At 67.6% G+C, this 17340-nt stretch carries 15 protein-coding genes; 8 read left to right on the top strand and 7 right to left on the bottom strand.

From position 1 onward, the window contains the following. The first annotated feature begins 6 nt into the window (after window positions 1-6). Window positions 7-933 (top strand): alpha-E domain-containing protein, encoded by a 927-nt coding sequence (locus tag GXK59_RS08320; protein ID WP_024366688.1) that lies wholly within the window; start codon window positions 7-9, stop codon window positions 931-933. Beyond that, window positions 930-1781: a transglutaminase family protein gene (locus GXK59_RS08315; RefSeq protein WP_160665914.1), complete on the top strand. Its 852-nt coding sequence runs from the start codon at window positions 930-932 to the stop codon at window positions 1779-1781. Before GXK59_RS08320 ends, GXK59_RS08315 begins: the two co-directional genes overlap by 4 nt. Before the next feature lie 7 nt (window positions 1782-1788). On the opposite strand, the gene GXK59_RS08310 is transcribed toward GXK59_RS08315, so the two are convergent. Continuing rightward, window positions 1789-2277: a pyridoxamine 5'-phosphate oxidase family protein gene (locus tag GXK59_RS08310; protein WP_160665912.1), complete on the bottom strand. Its 489-nt coding sequence runs from the start codon at window positions 2275-2277 to the stop codon at window positions 1789-1791. Window positions 2278-2447: 170 nt separating this feature from the next. On the opposite strand from GXK59_RS08310, the gene GXK59_RS08305 reads away from it, so the two are divergent. Beyond that, window positions 2448-4148 (top strand): sensor histidine kinase, encoded by a 1701-nt coding sequence (locus tag GXK59_RS08305; RefSeq protein WP_160669055.1) that lies wholly within the window; start codon window positions 2448-2450, stop codon window positions 4146-4148. A gap of 12 nt (window positions 4149-4160) precedes the next feature. Here GXK59_RS08305 and GXK59_RS08300 read toward each other — a convergent pair whose 3' ends face one another. After that, window positions 4161-4889: a response regulator gene (locus tag GXK59_RS08300; protein WP_160665910.1), complete on the bottom strand. Its 729-nt coding sequence runs from the start codon at window positions 4887-4889 to the stop codon at window positions 4161-4163. Window positions 4890-5211: 322 nt separating this feature from the next. Here GXK59_RS08300 and GXK59_RS08295 point away from each other — a divergent pair, with 322 nt between their 5' ends. Next, window positions 5212-5664, top strand: coding sequence for a universal stress protein (locus GXK59_RS08295; RefSeq protein ID WP_160665908.1), 453 nt, complete (start codon window positions 5212-5214; stop codon window positions 5662-5664). Between the two features lie 13 nt (window positions 5665-5677). Here GXK59_RS08295 and GXK59_RS08290 read toward each other — a convergent pair whose 3' ends face one another. The 3 genes from GXK59_RS08290 to glgC form a co-directional block, all read right to left on the bottom strand. Next, a complete protein-coding gene (locus tag GXK59_RS08290) occupies window positions 5678-6148 on the bottom strand; it encodes a pyridoxamine 5'-phosphate oxidase family protein (RefSeq protein WP_160665905.1) in 471 nt (156 codons plus the stop codon). Between the two features lie 88 nt (window positions 6149-6236). Then, window positions 6237-7700, bottom strand: coding sequence for an SDR family NAD(P)-dependent oxidoreductase (locus tag GXK59_RS08285; RefSeq protein ID WP_160665903.1), 1464 nt, complete (start codon window positions 7698-7700; stop codon window positions 6237-6239). A 72-nt stretch (window positions 7701-7772) separates the two neighbouring features. After that, entirely contained in the window at window positions 7773-9188 is a 1416-nt protein-coding gene (glgC, locus tag GXK59_RS08280; RefSeq protein WP_202129193.1) for a glucose-1-phosphate adenylyltransferase, read from the bottom strand. 95 nt (window positions 9189-9283) lie between these two features. Between glgC and glgA the strand changes: the two genes are divergently transcribed. Beyond that, window positions 9284-10489, top strand: a complete 1206-nt coding sequence (glgA, locus tag GXK59_RS08275) for a glycogen synthase (protein WP_160665899.1) — start codon at window positions 9284-9286, stop codon at window positions 10487-10489. A gap of 111 nt (window positions 10490-10600) precedes the next feature. On the opposite strand, the gene GXK59_RS08270 is transcribed toward glgA, so the two are convergent. Both GXK59_RS08270 and GXK59_RS08265 read right to left on the bottom strand, forming a co-directional pair. Beyond that, entirely contained in the window at window positions 10601-12736 is a 2136-nt protein-coding gene (locus GXK59_RS08270; protein ID WP_160665897.1) for an acyl-CoA dehydrogenase family protein, read from the bottom strand. After that, on the bottom strand, window positions 12733-13515 hold the full coding sequence (locus GXK59_RS08265) for a TetR/AcrR family transcriptional regulator (protein WP_443094311.1): 783 nt from the start codon (window positions 13513-13515) through the stop codon (window positions 12733-12735). The genes GXK59_RS08270 and GXK59_RS08265 overlap by 4 nt, the downstream gene beginning before the upstream one ends. Window positions 13516-13583: 68 nt before the next feature. On the opposite strand from GXK59_RS08265, the gene GXK59_RS08260 reads away from it, so the two are divergent. Genes GXK59_RS08260 through GXK59_RS08250 form a run of 3 tightly spaced genes read left to right on the top strand, consistent with a single transcriptional unit; the run spans window position 13584 to window position 17278 of the window. Further along, a complete protein-coding gene (locus tag GXK59_RS08260; RefSeq protein WP_160665893.1) occupies window positions 13584-15002 on the top strand; it encodes an acetyl-CoA C-acetyltransferase in 1419 nt (472 codons plus the stop codon). 9 nt (window positions 15003-15011) lie between these two features. Beyond that, the gene (locus tag GXK59_RS08255) at window positions 15012-16367 is read left to right on the top strand and encodes a 3-oxoacyl-ACP reductase (RefSeq protein ID WP_160665891.1); all 1356 of its coding nucleotides are present in this window, start codon (window positions 15012-15014) and stop codon (window positions 16365-16367) included. After that, a complete protein-coding gene (locus tag GXK59_RS08250) occupies window positions 16364-17278 on the top strand; it encodes a MaoC family dehydratase (protein WP_160665889.1) in 915 nt (304 codons plus the stop codon). Before GXK59_RS08255 ends, GXK59_RS08250 begins: the two co-directional genes overlap by 4 nt. The last annotated feature ends 62 nt before the right edge of the window (window positions 17279-17340 follow it).

Below are 17340 nucleotides of genomic sequence, written 5' to 3'. Positions count from 1 at the left end.
CCGCGAATGCTTAGCCGTATCGCCGAGTCACTGTTTTGGATCGGCCGCTATGTGGAACGGGCTGACGGAACCGCCCGGATCCTCGACGTCCACCTGGAGCGGCTGAACCACCTGCCGATGGAGGAACAGCGCAGCGTGGCTCAGGAGCTCCTCGCCGTCATGGGCGCCCGGGCGCAGAGCGAGGACTTCGGCCTGCCCGAACTGCTCAACGCCCTCGCCTACGACAAGCAGAGTGCCACGTCCATTGCCGGCTCCCTCGGTGCTGCCCGCGAGAACGCCCGCCGGGCCCGGGAAACGGTGTCTTCCGGACTCTGGGAAAGCCTCAACACGACGTACTACGGGCTCAACCAGCACCGCAAGGACGTCGTGGGCACCTACCGGTTCTGCAACTGGGTGCTGGAACGCACGGCCATGGTCAGCGGCCTCGCGGACACGACCGTCAGCCACGACGAGAGCTGGCAGTTCCTGGTCCTGGGCCGCTCGCTGGAACGCGCCGACATGACCGCCCGGATGCTCTCCACGCGTGACGTGCTCTCCGCCGGCATGTCCTGGGTGAACATGCTCCGCTGCGCCGGCGCCTACGAATCGTTCCTGCGGACCCGCCGCGCGGCCTTCGGCGACCAGCACGCGGCCGAGTTCCTGCTTCTGGACCGGCTGTTCCCCCGGTCCATCGTCTACGCGCTGCGGGACGCCGACGAGTGCCTCGCCAAGCTGGACCCCTCGGCCCAGCGCGTCGGCTTCATCAACGACGCCCGCCGGATCGTGGGGCAGGCCCGGACCTTCCTGGAGTTCCACCGTACCGACGACCTTATGTCCGAGCTTCCCGAGCACATGGAGCGCGTGCAGAAAGCCGTCTCGCAGGCCTCGGACGCCATTTCCCGTAAGTACTTCAATCAGGCAGACGAACTGGCCTGGGTGGGAGAAGTTTCATGACCCGGCTGAGCATCATCCACAAGACGGCGTACAAGTACAACAAACGCGTCACACTGTCCTACAACGAGGCCCGCATGACGCCGCTGACGGATCCGCAGCAGGTGGTGCTGGAGTCCTCGCTGAAGGTCTCGCCGTCCCAGGCGGCCCTGAGCAGCTACCGCGACTACTGGGGCACCCGCGTGACGGCATTCGACATGCAGATGCCGCACGAGCACCTTGAGGTCCTCTCCACCACCACCGTCGAGGTGCACCGGGTGGAACGGATCCCGGCGGAGGCGGACATCGTCGGCTGGGACGTCCTGGCCGCTCCGGAGACCCTGAACAAGTTCAGCGACTGGATTCCGCAGTCGCAGCTCACCGGCCCGGGCGCCGAAGTCCTCGGGATCATTCCCGGCGTCGTCGAGGGCCGCAACCCGCACGGGGCGGCCATGGCGGTCTTTGAATGGATGCGCGGCGAGATGACCTACATGAAGGGCTCCACCGGCGTCACCACCAACGCTGAGGAAGCCTGGACCCAGCGCCAGGGCGTCTGCCAGGACCTGGCGCACCTTGCCATCGGCGCCCTGCGCAGCCGGGGCATTCCCGCCCGGTACGTCTCCGGCTACCTGCACCCGCGGTCGACGGCGGAACTCGGTGAGACTGTGGCCGGGCAGTCGCACGCCTGGCTGGAATGGTGGGACGGCGAATGGCGCAGCTGGGACCCCACCAACCACAAGCCCGCCGGCGACTTCCACGTGACCGTGGCAAGGGGCCGCGACTACCGCGACGTGCCTCCGCTCAAGGGAATCCTGTCCGGCGGCGGCGGCTCGGCCCTCAGCGTGAGCGTGGAGATCACCCGGCTGGCCTGACGCCAGGCTATTCGAGTCCGGAGCGGGTGGCGTCATCCAGGGGAGTCCACCAGGTCAGCGGCGGGACCACCTTGAACCGGCGCCCGGTCACGGTCTCCGGAGTGATCCTGACGAAGTGCTCCTTCTTGCCGGCCTGCCACGGGAACAACAAAAGACCCACGGTGTCCAGCACCTCCTGCTGGTTCTGCACCGGCGCGGCCTGTCCCTTGATCACGACGCTCCAGGCAATGCCGCTGTCGGCGTCCACGCCGTCGGCTTCTACCGCCACGGCGGTGTCGCCGGTGGCCGCCTGAAGCTTGGTGCCGTCTGCCGTGCGGAACACGAGGGTACCGTGGTCCACCTTGTAATTGATCGGGAAGATGTCGGGATGGTCGTCTACCCAGACCGCGAGCCTGCCCACGGTGACGCTGCGTAACAGGCGCCAACATTCGTGGTGGTCAAGGTTCTCAACTTCATGTGCCTGCTGGTGTTTTCCCGGATTCGGATCAGTACTCATGCCAGCGAGCCTACGCCACGCAAGCGGCGGTGGTGTAGGGCAAAAAGTCACAATCAACACCATCGCCGGCCGACTCCTGGGGTTTTTGCGCCCGCTTCGGGGTATTCTGGCATCACCATCGTCAGCGCGGACGATGGTTATGTTCGTTGTATCGAATTGGGGCCATGAGCATGCATTCAATGGGGGACCATCCGGACCAGACCACCACTGAGCCACAGCCCATGATTGACGGGGTACTCCAGGGTTTTGTGTCCAGGGCCGAGGAACTGCTCCAGTCCCAGGAGCGGATGGCCGGGCTGCTGGAGGCCGTGGTCGCAGTAGCCGAGGACCTAAGCCTCGATGCCGTGCTGGAACGCGTTGTGCAGTCCGCCTGCCGGTTGCTTCATGCCCGGTACGGGGCCCTGGGCGTCATCGGCGACGACCACGCCCTCAGCCACTTCATCACCGTGGGCATCGACGAGGAACTGGCCCACCGGATCGGGCCGCTTCCCACCGGCCACGGCGTCCTGGGCCTGCTGATTTCCGAACCCCGCCCCCTTCGGCTCCATGACCTGCGCGGCCATCCGGAATCCTACGGCTTCCCGGCAAACCATCCACCCATGAAGTCCTTCCTCGGTGTCCCGGTGCGGGTCCGGGACGTGGTCTTCGGCAACCTGTATCTGACCGAGAAGGAAGACGGCAGCGACTTCACGGCCGAGGATGAAGGCCTGGCTGTCGCCCTGGCCGCCGCCGCCGGGGTCGCCATTGAGAATGCCCGGCTCTACGATGACGCCCGGCGCCGCGCCCGCTGGCTGGAAGCCTGCATGGACGTCTCCGGGCTGATGCTCAGCAGCGACCGGGACTACACGTCCGGGGGGCTGGATCCCATCGCCAACCGGGCACTGCAGGAGTCCGGCTCCCAACTGGCACTCCTGGTGGCGCCCGCGGCGGACGGCCGCGGCCATATTGTCGCCGGCGCCGCCGGCAAGACCAGCCCGCAGTTCTCCGGCCGTTCACTGGTTCTCGATTCGCCCTTGCTGGAAAGCGTCCTGGATGGCGGCGAGCCCGTGGTGCTTGAAGACGCGTCCACCCTGTTCGGGGAGATCGACCGTGGGATCACCGGCCCGCTGCTGGCAGTGGCACTAAGCACCCAGGGAGCACATCACGGGCTCCTCCTGCTGGTCCGGGACCGCGACGCGCTGCGCTTCGCCCGGACGGACATCGAGATGGGGGCCGTCTTTGGGTCCCATGTCGCCCTCGCCCTCGAACTCGCCCGCGTCCACCGGCTCCGCGAGGAACTGCTGGTCTTCACCGACCGGGACCGGATCGCCCGCGACCTCCACGATCTCGTGATCCAGCGGCTGTTCGCAGCCGGGCTGAGCGTCCAAAGCCTGACCCGCTTCACGAAAGATGAGCTCGCCACCGAACGGATCCGCACCATCACCGGAGAGCTTGACGAAGCGATCCGGAGCCTGCGGGACACCATCTACTCGCTCAAGAGCAGCAGCGGCGAAACGGAACTGCTCAGCGGACGGATCCGGCGGGTGACCCGCAGCTCGGCGAAGTCCATGCCCTTCCAGCCCCGCCTGACCATCACCGGGCCGGTGGACGCCGTCACTCCGGACAAGGCCGACAACGTCGTGGCCGTCGTGTCGGAGGGCCTCAGCAACGCCATCAGGCACTCCGGCGCGGACACCATCTCCGTGTCGGTGGGCGTGGTCAAGGGAAAGGTGACGGTAGTGATCACGGACAACGGAGCCGGCTTCGCAGAACCTGGAAAGCGCCGTGGACTCGCCAACCTGGAAGACCGGGCGCGGATGCTGGACGGCGAATGCACCATCACCAGCGCCCCCGACGCCGGCACGAGCCTCGAGTGGTCGGTGCCGCTCTAGCGGACTCAGCTGCTAGTGGACACTGTGCGGGCGCGTGGCGTCGGCGTGGCTGCCGGGCGATACCGGTGTGGCCGGCCCGGCGATGAAGACAGCGGCCTGGGTGCGCCTTTCGAAGCCCAGCTTGGCCAGCAGCGAGGAGACGTAGTTCTTGACGGTCTTCTCCGCGAGGAACATTTCCGCGGCGATCTGTCGGTTCGTGAGGCCGCCGCCCACCAGTTCCAGTACACGCCGCTCCTGGGGTGTGAGGGAGGACGTCCGGGGGTCGACGTCGTCGGCCTCGACCAGGCTATCCACGATGCCTGCGGCGACGCCCTCTGCGAAGAGAGACTCACCCGCGGCCGCCCGGCGCAGTGCCCCGATCAGGTCAGTGCCGCCGATCTCCTTGAGGACATAGCCGCTCGCGCCCGCCAGTACAGCCCCGCGCAGGGCCTGTTCGTCGTCGAAACTTGTCAGGATAATGCAGTTCAATGACGGGTCCACCGAACGGACATCGCGGCAGACCTCAATCCCGGTCCCGTCCGGGAGGCGCGCATCGAGGACACAGACATCCGGATGAAGGGCGGGTATGCGGCGGGTCGCCTCGACGGCGGAAGCCGAGCTTCCGACCACCAGGAAACCCTCACCCTCGAGGAGCTCCTGCAGGCCGCGCCTGACGAGTTCGTGGTCATCCAGGATAAAGACGCGGATGACGGCCGGTGCCCCGTCGGCTGCAGTGAGACCTGCATCTGCCCAGGCAATCATGATTCTCCTGTCCGGCGGCTTGCGCTGCCATGGGTGGTACGTTGCTACCCAGCCTGCTCCGCAGACCGTGCCTGCGGGTCGTTCGTGCGGCCGCCAGTGTCGCTGACTCGAGTGCCGCCGTTGTTCCCATTGTCCGCTCCGGACGCCGTTTCCGTTCCCGACGACTGCAATTCTTCTCCGTGTCCGGAACCGCGACAAGGGTCCTAGGTCCTGCCGGGACGCCGCCGGCCTCCTGTTCCCATGACTTTCGGCCCTTGCCCCACCCCTTCCCGGCACGTCACGGTAGGCTGGACGCGCCAGCTGTATGACGAAGGGATCTGCCATGACCGAAGCCAGGGACATCCGGACGATTGTGGTAGGGGTTGACGGTTCCGATGCCTCGGTCGAGGCACTGCGCCAGGCCCAGAGCCTCGCCGTACCGCTCGCCGCGAAACTTGTGGCGCTGGCCAGCTGGGACGTCCCTCCGGTCTACGACGGTTATGTCGCGATGGGAATTGACGACTTCGACGTCCGCGCCGGTGAAATCCTGAACGAGACGGTCGAGAAGGCCTTCGGGGCGGAAACCCCGGCCAACGTCGAAACCCGCCTCGTGCAGGGACACCCCCGGCACACGCTGATGGAGGCCAGCCGGGATGCCGACATGGTGGTGGTCGGACGCCGCGGACACGGAGGCTTCGGCGGAATGCTGATTGGATCCGTGAGCTCGGCCCTCGTGGCCCACGCCCACTGCCCTGTGCTGGTGGTCCATTCCCCGGAGACCAAGGCGGCCAAGTAGGGCCGGGGAGTCTCTATTCGAACGAAGCCCGGCGGGGATCGGAGAGCCGCGTGCGCCACAGGTCCGGATTGTTGACCTTGAACCGGCGGCCGGTCAGGGCCTTGGGGGAGAGCCGCACGTAGTAGTCCTTGTCTCCGGGCTGCCACGGTTCAAGCAGAAGGGCGTCGACCGCGTCCTTCTCTTCCTTAAGCTCAATCAACTGTGCCTCACCGCGGGCAACAACACTCCAGGCCTGCTGTTCGTGGGCGTCGTAGCCGTCGATTTCGAAGGCAATGGGTTTGGCCGTCATCGCCGCCCACAGTTTGGTGCCGCCGGCCGTCCGGAAGACGATCGAGCGGCGCTCCAGGGCGAAGTTCACCGGAAAGATCTCCGGATGCCCGTCCACAATCAGGGCGATTCTTCCCACGACCTCCGTGTCCAGCAGGACCCAGCACTGGTCAATGGACAGTCCGAATTCTGGCGCAGGCGTCGTCTCTGTGTTCATGTGGACCCACGTTACGTACTGTGCCGGGCCCCCATTAGGGCCATAAGGCCCATGGACCCCGCTGGCCGGATTTGTTACAAGGCAGGACTCACCAGGGGCTCGGCTTGTAATCCTTCAGGAAGACGCCGAACTGGTCCTCGCCCGACTCGCCCATGACGATCGGATCGTAGACCCGGGCGGCGCCGTCGACGAGGTCCAGCGGGGCGTGGAAGCCCTCCTCCATCAGGCGCACCTTGGTGTAGTGCGGGCGCTCGTCCGTGATCCAGCCGGTGTCGACGGCGGTCATCAGGATGCCGTCGGCGTCCAGCATCTCCTGGGCGCTGGTCCGGGTCATCATGTTCAGCGCCGCCTTGGCCATATTGGTGTGCGGGTGGCCGGGGCCCTTATAGGCGCGGGAGAACTGGCCCTCCATGGCACTGACATTAACGATGTACTTCCGCCGCGCGGTGGAGCGCTTCATCGCCCCGCGGAGCCGGCTGACCAGCAGGAACGGCGCGGTCACGTTGCACAGCTGGACTTCGAGCATTTCCAGGGGATCCACCTCGTCAACCACCTGGGTCCAGCTGTTGACGCTGGCCACGTCCGGGACCAGGCCGCCGGCGTCGATGGCTGTGCCCGAAGCGATGCGCTCCAGCGACGCGGAACCGGTGGACAGTGCCAGCGAGGTCACCGCGTCCCCGGCCAGCACCGGGTGCTCCAGGACGGTGCTCGCGAGGGCCAGCGGGTGCTTGTCGTGGGCGTGGCCGAACGTCACGAGTTCCGGGCCGCCGTTGGCAGCCTGGAGGGCCGCGGGAAGGGGCTCGTCCTCGGCGTCGACCAGCGGCTTGTAGGCGTTGCCGGAGCGGCGCACGGTTTGGGCCGCATTGTTGATGATGATGTCGAGCGGGCCCGCGGCGTCCAGGGAATCGGTCAGGGCCATCACTTGCGAGGGGTCGCGCAGGTCAATGCCGACGATCCGCAGCCGGTGCAGCCACTCGCCGCTGTCTTCCATGGCGGCAAACCGGCGGGCGGCGTCCATGGGGAAGCGGGTGGTGATGGTGGTGTGGGCACCGTCGCGGAGCAGCCGCAGCGCGATGTACATGCCGATCTTGGCCCGGCCGCCGGTCAGGAGGGCACGCCGTCCGGACAGGTCCGTCCGGGCGTCCCGCTTGCTGTGGCTGAACGTAGCGCACTCCGGGCACAGCTGGTGGTAGAACGCGTCCACCTGGGTGTAGTGCTGCTTGCAGATGTAGCACGGCCTGGACTTGATCAGGTGTCCTGCGATCTCGCCGGTGGCGGACGGCGCGAGTTTGTTGCCGCGGGTTTCGTCGTCGATCCGGTCCGGGGCCGCCGTCGCGGTCTGGGCGATCACGGCCCGGTCGGCTTCGGCGATCAGGTCCCGCTTGCTGACCCGGCGGTGGCGCTTGACGGCCTTGAACATCTTCCCGGTGGCACGGCGCACTGAAACGTAGTCCGGGTGCTCCTCGTCGTAGACGTGGATGCTGTTCAGGACCTTCAGGCAGGCCTGGATGTCCTCGGCGGTGAGATCGGACGGCAGATCGGGGGAGCTCATTGCCCCAATTTTACAGCCTGCGCAGGGCCCGGCCCGACGCCGGTGCCGGGCTCCCGCTGCAGCCGCCCCGGATCAGGGGGTGTCGTTGGACCGCGGAACCCTGACGCCGACGGCGGCTGCCTGCACTTCGGCCACCTTGTCCACGGAATCCCGCAGGGCGGGCCAGTTCTCCGTGGCAGCCCGGACCGCATCCGGGACCAGGATCAGGTTGGCAGCCGACAGCGCCCGCTCGGCATCCCCGGGTTCGGGGACGAACTGTCCCTTCGACAGGACGGTGATGCCGGACTCGGTGACCTTGAAACCGCGGGACCGGTCCAGTTCATGGTCGAGGCCGATCGCGGCGCCCGCCGGGACCTTGACGTTCTTGTCGATGATGGCGCGCTTGACGACGGCGCCTTCGCCAATGTTGACCTTGTCCATCAGGACGGAGTCCAGCACCCGGCTGGACGTGCCGACGTAGACGTCGTTGGACAGCACGGAGCCTTCCACAATGCCGCCGGAAATCACGGTTCCGCTGGCAACGATCGAATCGAGCGCGCTGCCGACCGTGTTCTTCGGGCCGCGGACGAACTTGGCCGGCGGCGAAATGCTTTGCCGCGTGTAGATCGGCCATTCCGAGTTGTACAGGTTGAAGACGGGCACGGGCGAGATGAGGTCCATGTGCGCGTCGTAGAACGAGTCGATGGTGCCAACGTCGCGCCAGTAGGTGCGGTCGCGTTCGGTGGAGCCGGGGATCTGGTTCAGGGTGAAGTCGTAGACGCCGGCCTCACCCTTGTCGACGAAGTAGGGAATGATGTCCCCGCCCATGTCGTGCTTGGTGTCCAGCCGTTCGGCGTCGACGTGCAGGGCTTCGACAAGGGCGTCGGCGTTGAAAACATAGTTGCCCATCGAGGCGAGGAACTGGGTGGGGTCAGCGGCGAGCCCCGGGGTGGAGGACGGCTTCTCGACGAAGGCGGCGATCTTCTCCGGGTTGTCCTGGTCCACTTCGATCACACCGAACTGGTCGGCCATATGCAGCGGCTGCCGGACGGCCGCCACGGTGGCCTTGGCGCCGCTGGCAACGTGCTGGTCAACCATCTGGGCGAAGTCCATCCGGTAGACGTGGTCCGCGCCGACGACGACGACGACGTCCGGGTTCGCGTCGTGGATGAGGTTCAGGGACTGGTAGATGGCGTTGGCGCTGCCAAGGAACCAGCTCTTGCCGACCCGCTGCTGCGCGGGGACCGAGGCGATGTAGTTGCCCAGCTGCGTGGACATCCGCCAGGTTTCGGAAATATGGCGGTCCAGGCTGTGCGACTTGTACTGCGTCAGGACAACAATCTGCAGGTAACGCGAATTGACCAGGTTGGACAACGCAAAGTCAATGAGCCGGTAACTTCCAGCGAAAGGCACACCGGGTTTGGCCCGGTCCGCCGTCAGTGGCATGAGCCGGTTTCCCTCGCCACCTGCGAGGACAATGGCCAAAACTTTCTTATTCGGCATGGTGATCGCTCCTGAACGCCTTTGTACTTCCCCAAACAGTCCGGCACGCCCGAACGTCTTCACACTAGATCAGTTACACCGTAACGACTACCTTGGGGTTTGTGCGTATAGACATTGTGACCAAAGAATTCCCGCCCGAAATCTATGGCGGCGCCGGGGTCCACGTGGCCGAACTCAGCCGGGTGCTGGCCCAGCATGTGGACCTGCAGGTGCGCGCCTTCGGCGCGCCCCGTGAACCCGGGTACCACGGAGCGACGGTCACGTCCTACGCCGTGCCCGAGGATCTCGGCGGGGCGAACGCCGCGCTGCAGACCCTGGGGGTGGATTTGCGGATCGTCCCGGACATCGCCGGGGCGGACCTCGTGCATTCGCACACCTGGTACGCGAATATGGCGGGGCACATCGCTTCGCTGCTGCACGGCATCCCGCACGTGCTTAGCGCCCACAGCCTGGAGCCGTTGCGCCCATGGAAGGCCGAGCAGCTCGGCGGCGGCTACGCCGTGTCCTCCTGGGTGGAAAAGACCGCGTACGAAGCCGCCGCGGCCATCATCGCCGTGTCCGAGGGCATGCGCCAGGACATCCTTCGCAGCTACCCCGAGGTGGACCCGGCCAAGGTCAAGGTGGTGCACAACGGCATCGATGTGAGCCTCTGGAACCGGGACGAAGGTGATGAGGTCATCCGTGGCCTGGGGATTGACCCGGAGCGGCCGAGTGTGGTCTTCGTCGGCCGCAACACCCGGCAGAAGGGTGTGCCCTACCTGCTGCGGGCGGCCGCCAAGCTGCCGGCCGACGTCCAGCTGGTGCTGTGCCTCGGCGCCGCCGACACCCCCGAGCTTGCGGCCGAGACCGCCCGCCTGATCGAGCAGCTGCAGACCCAGCGCAGCGGTGTGATCCTGGTGGAGCGGATGCTGCCGCGCAACGAACTCATCCAGGTCCTCAGCCACGCCACCGCGTTTGCCTGCCCGTCCATCTACGAGCCGCTCGGCATCGTGAACCTGGAGGCCATGGCCTGCGGCGCCGCCGTGGTGGCCAGCGCCACCGGCGGGATCCCGGAGGTCGTCCAGCATGGCGAGACCGGACTGCTGGTGGACATCGAGCAGGTCACGGACGGGACCGGCACTCCGCTGGATCCGGAGAAGTTCGTCACCGAATTCGCCGCCGCGCTGACCGAGGTCGTGTCCGATCCTGACCGGGCCCGGGCCATGGGCCAGGCCGGCCGGCGCCGGGCTGAGGAACACTTCTCCTGGGAATCCATCACGGAAACCACCCTTGAGGTCTACCGCTCGGTGCTGCCCAAGGGTTCCTGACCCCGGCACCCTCCCAAAGGGCAAGAGGACATAAGAGCAAGAGGACAAAGGAACAGACGACGACGGCGCCGCCCCGGCCAGGGACGGCGCCGTCGTCGTGCCAAGGCCGGGTCAGGCGCCGGACTGCCTGGTCCCGTGGCCCTTGCGGGCGAGCAGGATTTTCTCGTCCACCGGAGCATCGCCGCTGGCGCGCTGCGTGCGGAAGTAGTCGCGGGCCTCGTCCTGGCGGACCTTCTCGGCGCCCGTGGCGATCTCGGCGCGGAGGTGTTCCGGGCCGAACCCGAAGGCGTCGACCAGGTCCAGGGCGTGCGGGCGGATCTTCACGAGCAGGCGGTTGATGTAATCGCCCACCGTCCGGGCGCGCTGCATGGAGAGCCGGCCGTTCATCAGGTACCAGGACAGGTTGTCCTCGATCAGGGACAAGCCGAAGAGGTCGCGCAGCCAGGTCAGGACCTTCCTGGTGCCCGGGTCGGTGACCTTGCCCAGCGCATCGGTGAACGCCTCCCATTGCAGCAGCTCGGCGTGCGCCTGGGCCGCCTCGATGAGTTCGTTCTGGTGGCTGTTGAACAAGGCCGCCCCCTGTTGCTGCGGCAGCTTGTTGGCGCCCTTGAGGGCCGAGCCGACTTCGGCGACCATGGTCTGCACCCGGTCGGTCAGCAGTGCGCGCTGGCTCGCTTCGTCCTTGATCGCGATGGCAGCCTTCTGCACCGACCCGGAATCCGCCATGAACTGCGCGACGCCGCGCAGGCCGGTCCGGTGGATGGCGGCACCGGTGGCCTGGCCGACCACGTAGCGGGCCAGCACACCGAAGTTCACCGTGCGGAATTCCTTGGCGTAGTCCGCCAGGAGCCGCTTGGCGACGAGCTGCAGCAGCACGGTGTTGTCACCTTCGAAGGTGGCATAGACGTCGAGGTCGGCGCGCAGCGAGGCAAAGCGGTTCTCGATCAGGAAGCCGGCACCGCCGCACGCTTCACGGCATTCCTGCAGGGTGTCCAGCGCGTGCCAGGTGCTCAGTGGCTTGAGGGCCGCCGCGAGGGTTTCCAGGTCCTGGCGGTCCTCGTCCGTGTCGGTGCGGCCGGAGAAGACGTCGTCGAACTTCTGCAGCAGCTGCTCACTGGCGAAGCCCGCGGCATACGTCGTGGCCAGCCGGGTGAACAGCCGGCGCTGGTGGCGCTGGTAGTCCAGCAGCACTTCCTCGTCGGTCGGCGACGACGCGTTGAACTGGCGGCGTTCCGTGGCGTACTGGATCGCCGTCTTCAACGCCAGCTTCGCCGCGGTGACGGCGGCGCCGTCGAGCGAGACCCGGCCCTGGACCAGGGTGCCAAGCATGGTGAAGAACCGGCGGCCCGGGCTGGCGATGGGGGAGCTGTAGCTGCCGTCGGCGTCGACGTTGCCGTAGCGGTTCAGCAGGTGGGTGCGCGGGATCCTGACGTGCGTGAAGTGCAGCCGGCCGTTGTCGATGCCGTTGAGTCCGCCCTTGACGCCGTCGTCCTCGCCTCCGATGCCCGGCAGGAATTCCTTGGATTCGGGGTCGCGGAGGTCCATGTAGAAGGCATGGACGCCGTGGTTCACGCCCTGCGTCACCAGCTGGGCGAAGACGACGGCGGCGAGGCCGTCCATGGCGGCGTTCCCGATGTAGTCCTTCCACGCGGCGCGGAAGGGTGTGTGGACCACGAATTCCTCGGTCGCCGGGTCGTAGGTGGCGGTGGTGGCGATGCTGGCGACGTCGGAGCCGTGCCCGGTCTCCGTCATGGCGAAGCAGCCCGGGATGTCCAGGTTCATGATGCCGGGCAGCCACTTGGTGTGGTGCTCCCCGGTGCCCAGGTGGTTCACGGCGGAACCGAACAGTCCCCACTGGACGCCGGCCTTGATCTGCAGCGACGGGTCGGCGATGACGAGCTCCTGGAAGCCGGCGACGTTGCCGCCGTGCTCGTCGGCACCGCCGACGGCCGCGGGGAAGGCGCGGTGCACCGCGCCGTTCTCCACCAGGATCTTGAGCTGGCCGAACGCGCGACGGCGGTGCTCGGTGTGGGTGAGGCCCTCGGTCTTGTGGAGTTCCGGTCGGCCTGCGAGCGCCCGCGCGGTGCGGCGGGTGTCGGCCCACTTGCCCAGGAGCAGCTCACCCAGCACGGCAACGTCGACGACGGGAGCCGCAGCGCCGGTTGTTGTCACCGGGCGTGAGGACGCCCGCGCCGGAACACGGGTGGTCTTGGTGGAGCCCGCGGGGCGGTCGGCTAGTTCGGTCATGTCGATTCCTTCGTTGGTTCTGACAAGGTCGGTGCTGTTTGGGGCGGTACTGATTGGGGCGGTGCGGAAGTCGGTGGCGCCGTGCGGAGCTCGGGCGCGATGCCCAGGCACAGCCAGTCGGTGATCTGCCGTGCCATTGCCTCCTGGTCGGGCTTGGCGGGGGAGGCCGGGCTGGCGAGCCATTGTTCGCCGGCGTTCCGGACCAGGCCGATCGCAGCGTTCGGCCAGTATCCGATCACGGCCTCCCGTCCGGCGGAGTCGGCGAGGTGGTTGCGCATGGGCCGGGCGATCATGTCGCTGATCGCTGCGAAAAAGTGGCCCAGGGCCCCGGCGGTGGCGATGCCGCCGGCGGCGGCTTCCGCCTCGCCGGGTGTGTAGCGCGTGACGAAGGTGTAGACATTGGGGCTCGTTTCCGCCATCTGCAGGTAGGCGGAGACCATGGCGAACAGTCCCTCGCGGGGAGCCTGTGCGCTTTGGGCGGCTTCCTGGATGCGTCGCTGCATCTGGCTCAGCACCACTTCGCCGACGGCCTGCTGCAGCCCGGCCTTGTCCCCGAAGTAGCGGTAGAACACGGACTTGGACGTCCCCGCTGCGGCGGCAATGTCCTCCATCGACGCATCACTGCCGAGGCTGTGGACGGCCTTGCGGGCTGACTTGATCAGCTCGCGGCGGCGCTCTTCACGATGCGACTGCCAGCGCGAGGCGCGCCCGTCCACACTGCCGGCACCGGGCGCAGCGGAGCGGGCCGGACTGCCGCCGGGAAGATCAGGCTGGGGGATGTTCACGATACCCAGCGTATCAGGTACGCTGGGTATCAGTAACCCGCTTTGATCAAAGGAGACAGCCCATGTCCGTCAACGGACAGTCCGCACCCGGACCAAAGGAATCGACCACCGCAGTGGCTGCGCCAGCAGAAAAAACAGCCGTAGATGCAGCAGAAAACGCGGCCGCCACCGGATCCGGAGCGCCGCAGCTCCGCAAGGCGGTCATCGTGGGCGGCAACCGCATTCCCTTTGCGCGGACCGGGGGCGCCTACACCAAGTCCTCCAACCAGGACATGCTGACCGCGGCCCTCGACGGGCTCATCGCCCGCTTCGGCCTGCAGGACGAACGCATCGGCGAGGTCGCGGCCGGCGCCGTGCTGAAGCACTCCCGTGACTTCAACCTCACGCGTGAAGCCGTGCTCGGCTCCGCACTCTCCGCGGAGACCCCGGCGTATGACCTGCAGCAGGCCTGCGCCACCGGGCTGGAAACGGTCCTGGGCCTGGCCAACAAGATCAAGCTGGGCCAGATCGACTCGGCCATAGCCGGTGGCGTCGACTCCGCCTCGGATGCCCCCATCGCCGTGAGCGAGGGGCTGCGCGAGGTGCTCCTTGACCTCAACCGGGCCAAGACGCTGCCGCAGCGGCTGCAGGTCCTCAGCCGCCTGCGACCCAAGGACCTCGCCCCGGACGCTCCCAACACGGGGGAACCGCGTACCGGCCTGTCCATGGGGGAACACCAGGCGCTCACCACCGCGCAGTGGAAGATCACCCGGGAAGCGCAGGACGAACTGGCTTTCAACAGCCACCGCAACCTCGCCGCGGCCTACGACGCCGGGTTCTTCGATGACCTGCTCACTCCGTACCGCGGCCTCACCCGGGACTCCAACCTGCGCGCCGACACCAGCCTGGCGAAGCTGGCCACGCTCAAACCGGTCTTCGGCAAAACCCTGGGTGCCGCGGCAACCATGACGGCCGGCAACTCCACCCCGCTCACCGACGGCGCCTCCACCGTGCTGCTCGCCGCCGAGGAGTGGGCCGACGCCCATGACCTGCCCAAGCTGGCCACCGTGGTCGACGGCGAGGCGGCGGCAGTCGACTTCGTGCACGGCAAGGACGGCCTCCTCATGGCGCCGGCTTTCGCTGTGCCGCGCCTGCTGGCCCGCAACGGACTCAGCCTCGACGACATCGACTTCTTCGAAATCCATGAGGCCTTCGCCGGTACCGTGCTCAGCACCCTGGCCGCCTGGGAGGACGAGGACTTCGGCCGCACCCGGCTGGGACTGGACGGGGCCTTCGGCAGCATCGACCGGTCAAAGCTCAACGTCAACGGCTCCTCCCTCGCAGCCGGCCACCCCTTCGCCGCCACCGGCGGACGCATTGTCGCCTCGCTCGCGAAAATGCTGCATGCCAAGGGCCAGGTCAACGGCCGCCCGGCCCGCGGTCTCATTTCCATCTGCGCCGCCGGCGGCCAGGGCGTCGTCGCTATTCTTGAAGCCCACTAGGGGGATGCCATGACTGACAAATACACCGCACTGGTGAGCCGGGGCCTCGGCAGGGACATCGCCAGGAAGCTCGGGCTGCCCCAGCCGGTGGTGCTGCGGCGCCACAAGCCCGGCCAGCCGCTCGTGAGCGGGCCCGTCCTGGTCCAGGGTGCCGGCAGCGGCGCCGACGAGCTGGCCGCGACCCTGCTGGCCTGGAACCTCGATGTGCGCCGCCATGCGGTGCCCAAGGAGAAGCTCGGCGCCATCATCCTTGTCCTGGATGAGCTGGCCCGCCCGGAGGACCTGGAAAAACCGGTCCTCACCGCGGCCACCTCGCTCCGGGACCTGGCCCCGAACTCCCGCGTCATCACCGTCTCCCGCGCGGCGGCGGACGCTGCAAATCCGGACAGTGCGGACCCGGCCGTCGCGGCCGCCCGCCAGGGGGTGGATGGGCTCCTCCGCTCGCTCGCGAAGGAGCTCCGTGCCGGCGCCACGGCCAACGGCATCCTGCTCTCCGACCGCGCCGGTACCACCAGCCCCAGCACCCTCGGCGCGCTCAGGTTCTTCCTCTCCGGCCGGTCTGCGTTCATCGACGGGCAGTTCCTCACCGTCAGCTCCACTGAAGGGCAGCTGCCGGCCGACGCCGGGAAGCCGCTGGCGGGCAAAGTCGCCGTCGTGACCGGAGCGGCACGCGGCATCGGCGCTGCAATTGCACGCACCCTCCACCGGGACGGCGCCACGGTGGTCGTCGTCGACATCCCGGCGGCCGGGGACCACCTCGCGACCGTGGCCAACGAGGTGCACGGCACGGCCTTGCAGCTGGACATCAGCCGCGAGGACGCCGGGCAGCGGATCATCGACCACGCTGTGGAACGCCACGGACGCCTGGACATCGTGATCCACAACGCCGGCATCACCCGCGACAAGCTGCTGGCCAACATGGACCAGGGCCGCTGGACCTCCGTCATCGCGGTCAATATCGCCGCGCAGCTGCGGATCAACGCGGCCCTGCTGGCCTCGGAGCATTTCCGCAGCTCGCCGCGGATTGTCTCCGTCGCCTCCACCAGCGGGATTGCCGGCAACCGGGGCCAGACCAACTATGCCGCCTCGAAGGGCGGCGTGATGGGCATGGTCCGGGCCACGGCTCCGCTGATCGGTACGCACGGCGGCTCCATCAACGCCGTCGCTCCGGGCTTCATCGAAACGGAGATGACCGCGAAGATCCCCTTCGCCACCCGCGAGGTCGCCCGCAGGCTGAACTCCCTCCAGCAGGGCGGCCAGCCGGGCGACGTCGCCGAGGCCATCGCGTTCCTTGCCAGTGACGCGGCCGGAGGCATCTCCGGCGAGGTCCTGCGCGTCTGCGGGCAGAACCTGGTGGGAGCATGACCCCATCACAGCCCGTCATCCTGGGGGAGATGCCGTCGCTGTCGAAACTGTATGTCAACGCGGCAGCCACCGCCGCCCGCCGCCGGGTCCTGGGCATCCATGCCGGTGCCGGGCTCCCGGAAACACGGCATGAGGTCCGCGGCGTCAAGGCGGCGGTCGAAAACCTCACGGCATACCAGCACCTGATCGGCGAGACCGCGAGCGATGTCCTGCCCGCCGGTTTCATCCATGCGCTGGCGTTCCCGCTGGCCATGAGCGTGATGAACCGCGATGATTTCCCGCTCCCGCTGCTGGGGATGATCCATCTGGAAAACCGCGTGGTGCAGTCCGCGCCCCTGCGGTTCAGCGAAGCCCTGGACATCCGGGCGTGGGCGGAGAACCTGCGCGGGCACCGGTCGGGCACCCAGCTGGACCTCGTCACCGAGGTACGCCGCCCGGGGGAGGACGCTGTCAGCTGGCGGGGCGTAGCCAGTTACCTGGCGAAAGGTGTGTTCCTGCCCGGGATCGACAAGCCCACGGCCGCGCCGGTTCCGGCGGGTTTTTTCGCACCGGATCCGACCGCGCTGTGGCAGTTGGGCGTGGACACGGGGCGCGCCTACGCCGCCGTGTCCGGCGACTTCAACCCGATCCACCTGAGCGTCCTCTCGGCCAAGGCGCTGGGGCTGCGCCGGTCGATAGCGCACGGCATGTATCTGGCCTCGAGGGCCCTGGCGGACGTGGGGGCCGCCAAGGGCGAGACTTTCAGCTGGGATGTGGCCTTCGAGGCGCCGGTGTTCCTGCCGGCCCGCGTGGCCCTGGACATCAGTACGGAAAAGGACGCTGAGGGGGCATGGCATCGCTCGGACTATGTCGCCTGGAACACGCGTTCAGGGCGCAAGCACTTCAGCGGATCGGTTGCCGCCCTCCAGTAGAGCCGGCAGAAACAATCGACGGCGGTGTCCGCCCCGGAATGGGGCGGACACCGCCGTCGCCG

This window comes from Pseudarthrobacter sp. ATCC 49987 (genome assembly GCF_009928425.1).
GTDB lineage: Bacteria > Actinomycetota > Actinomycetes > Actinomycetales > Micrococcaceae > Arthrobacter.
The sequence above is the reverse complement of the archived record's forward strand: the minus strand, read 5'-3'. Positions and strand labels throughout refer to the sequence as shown.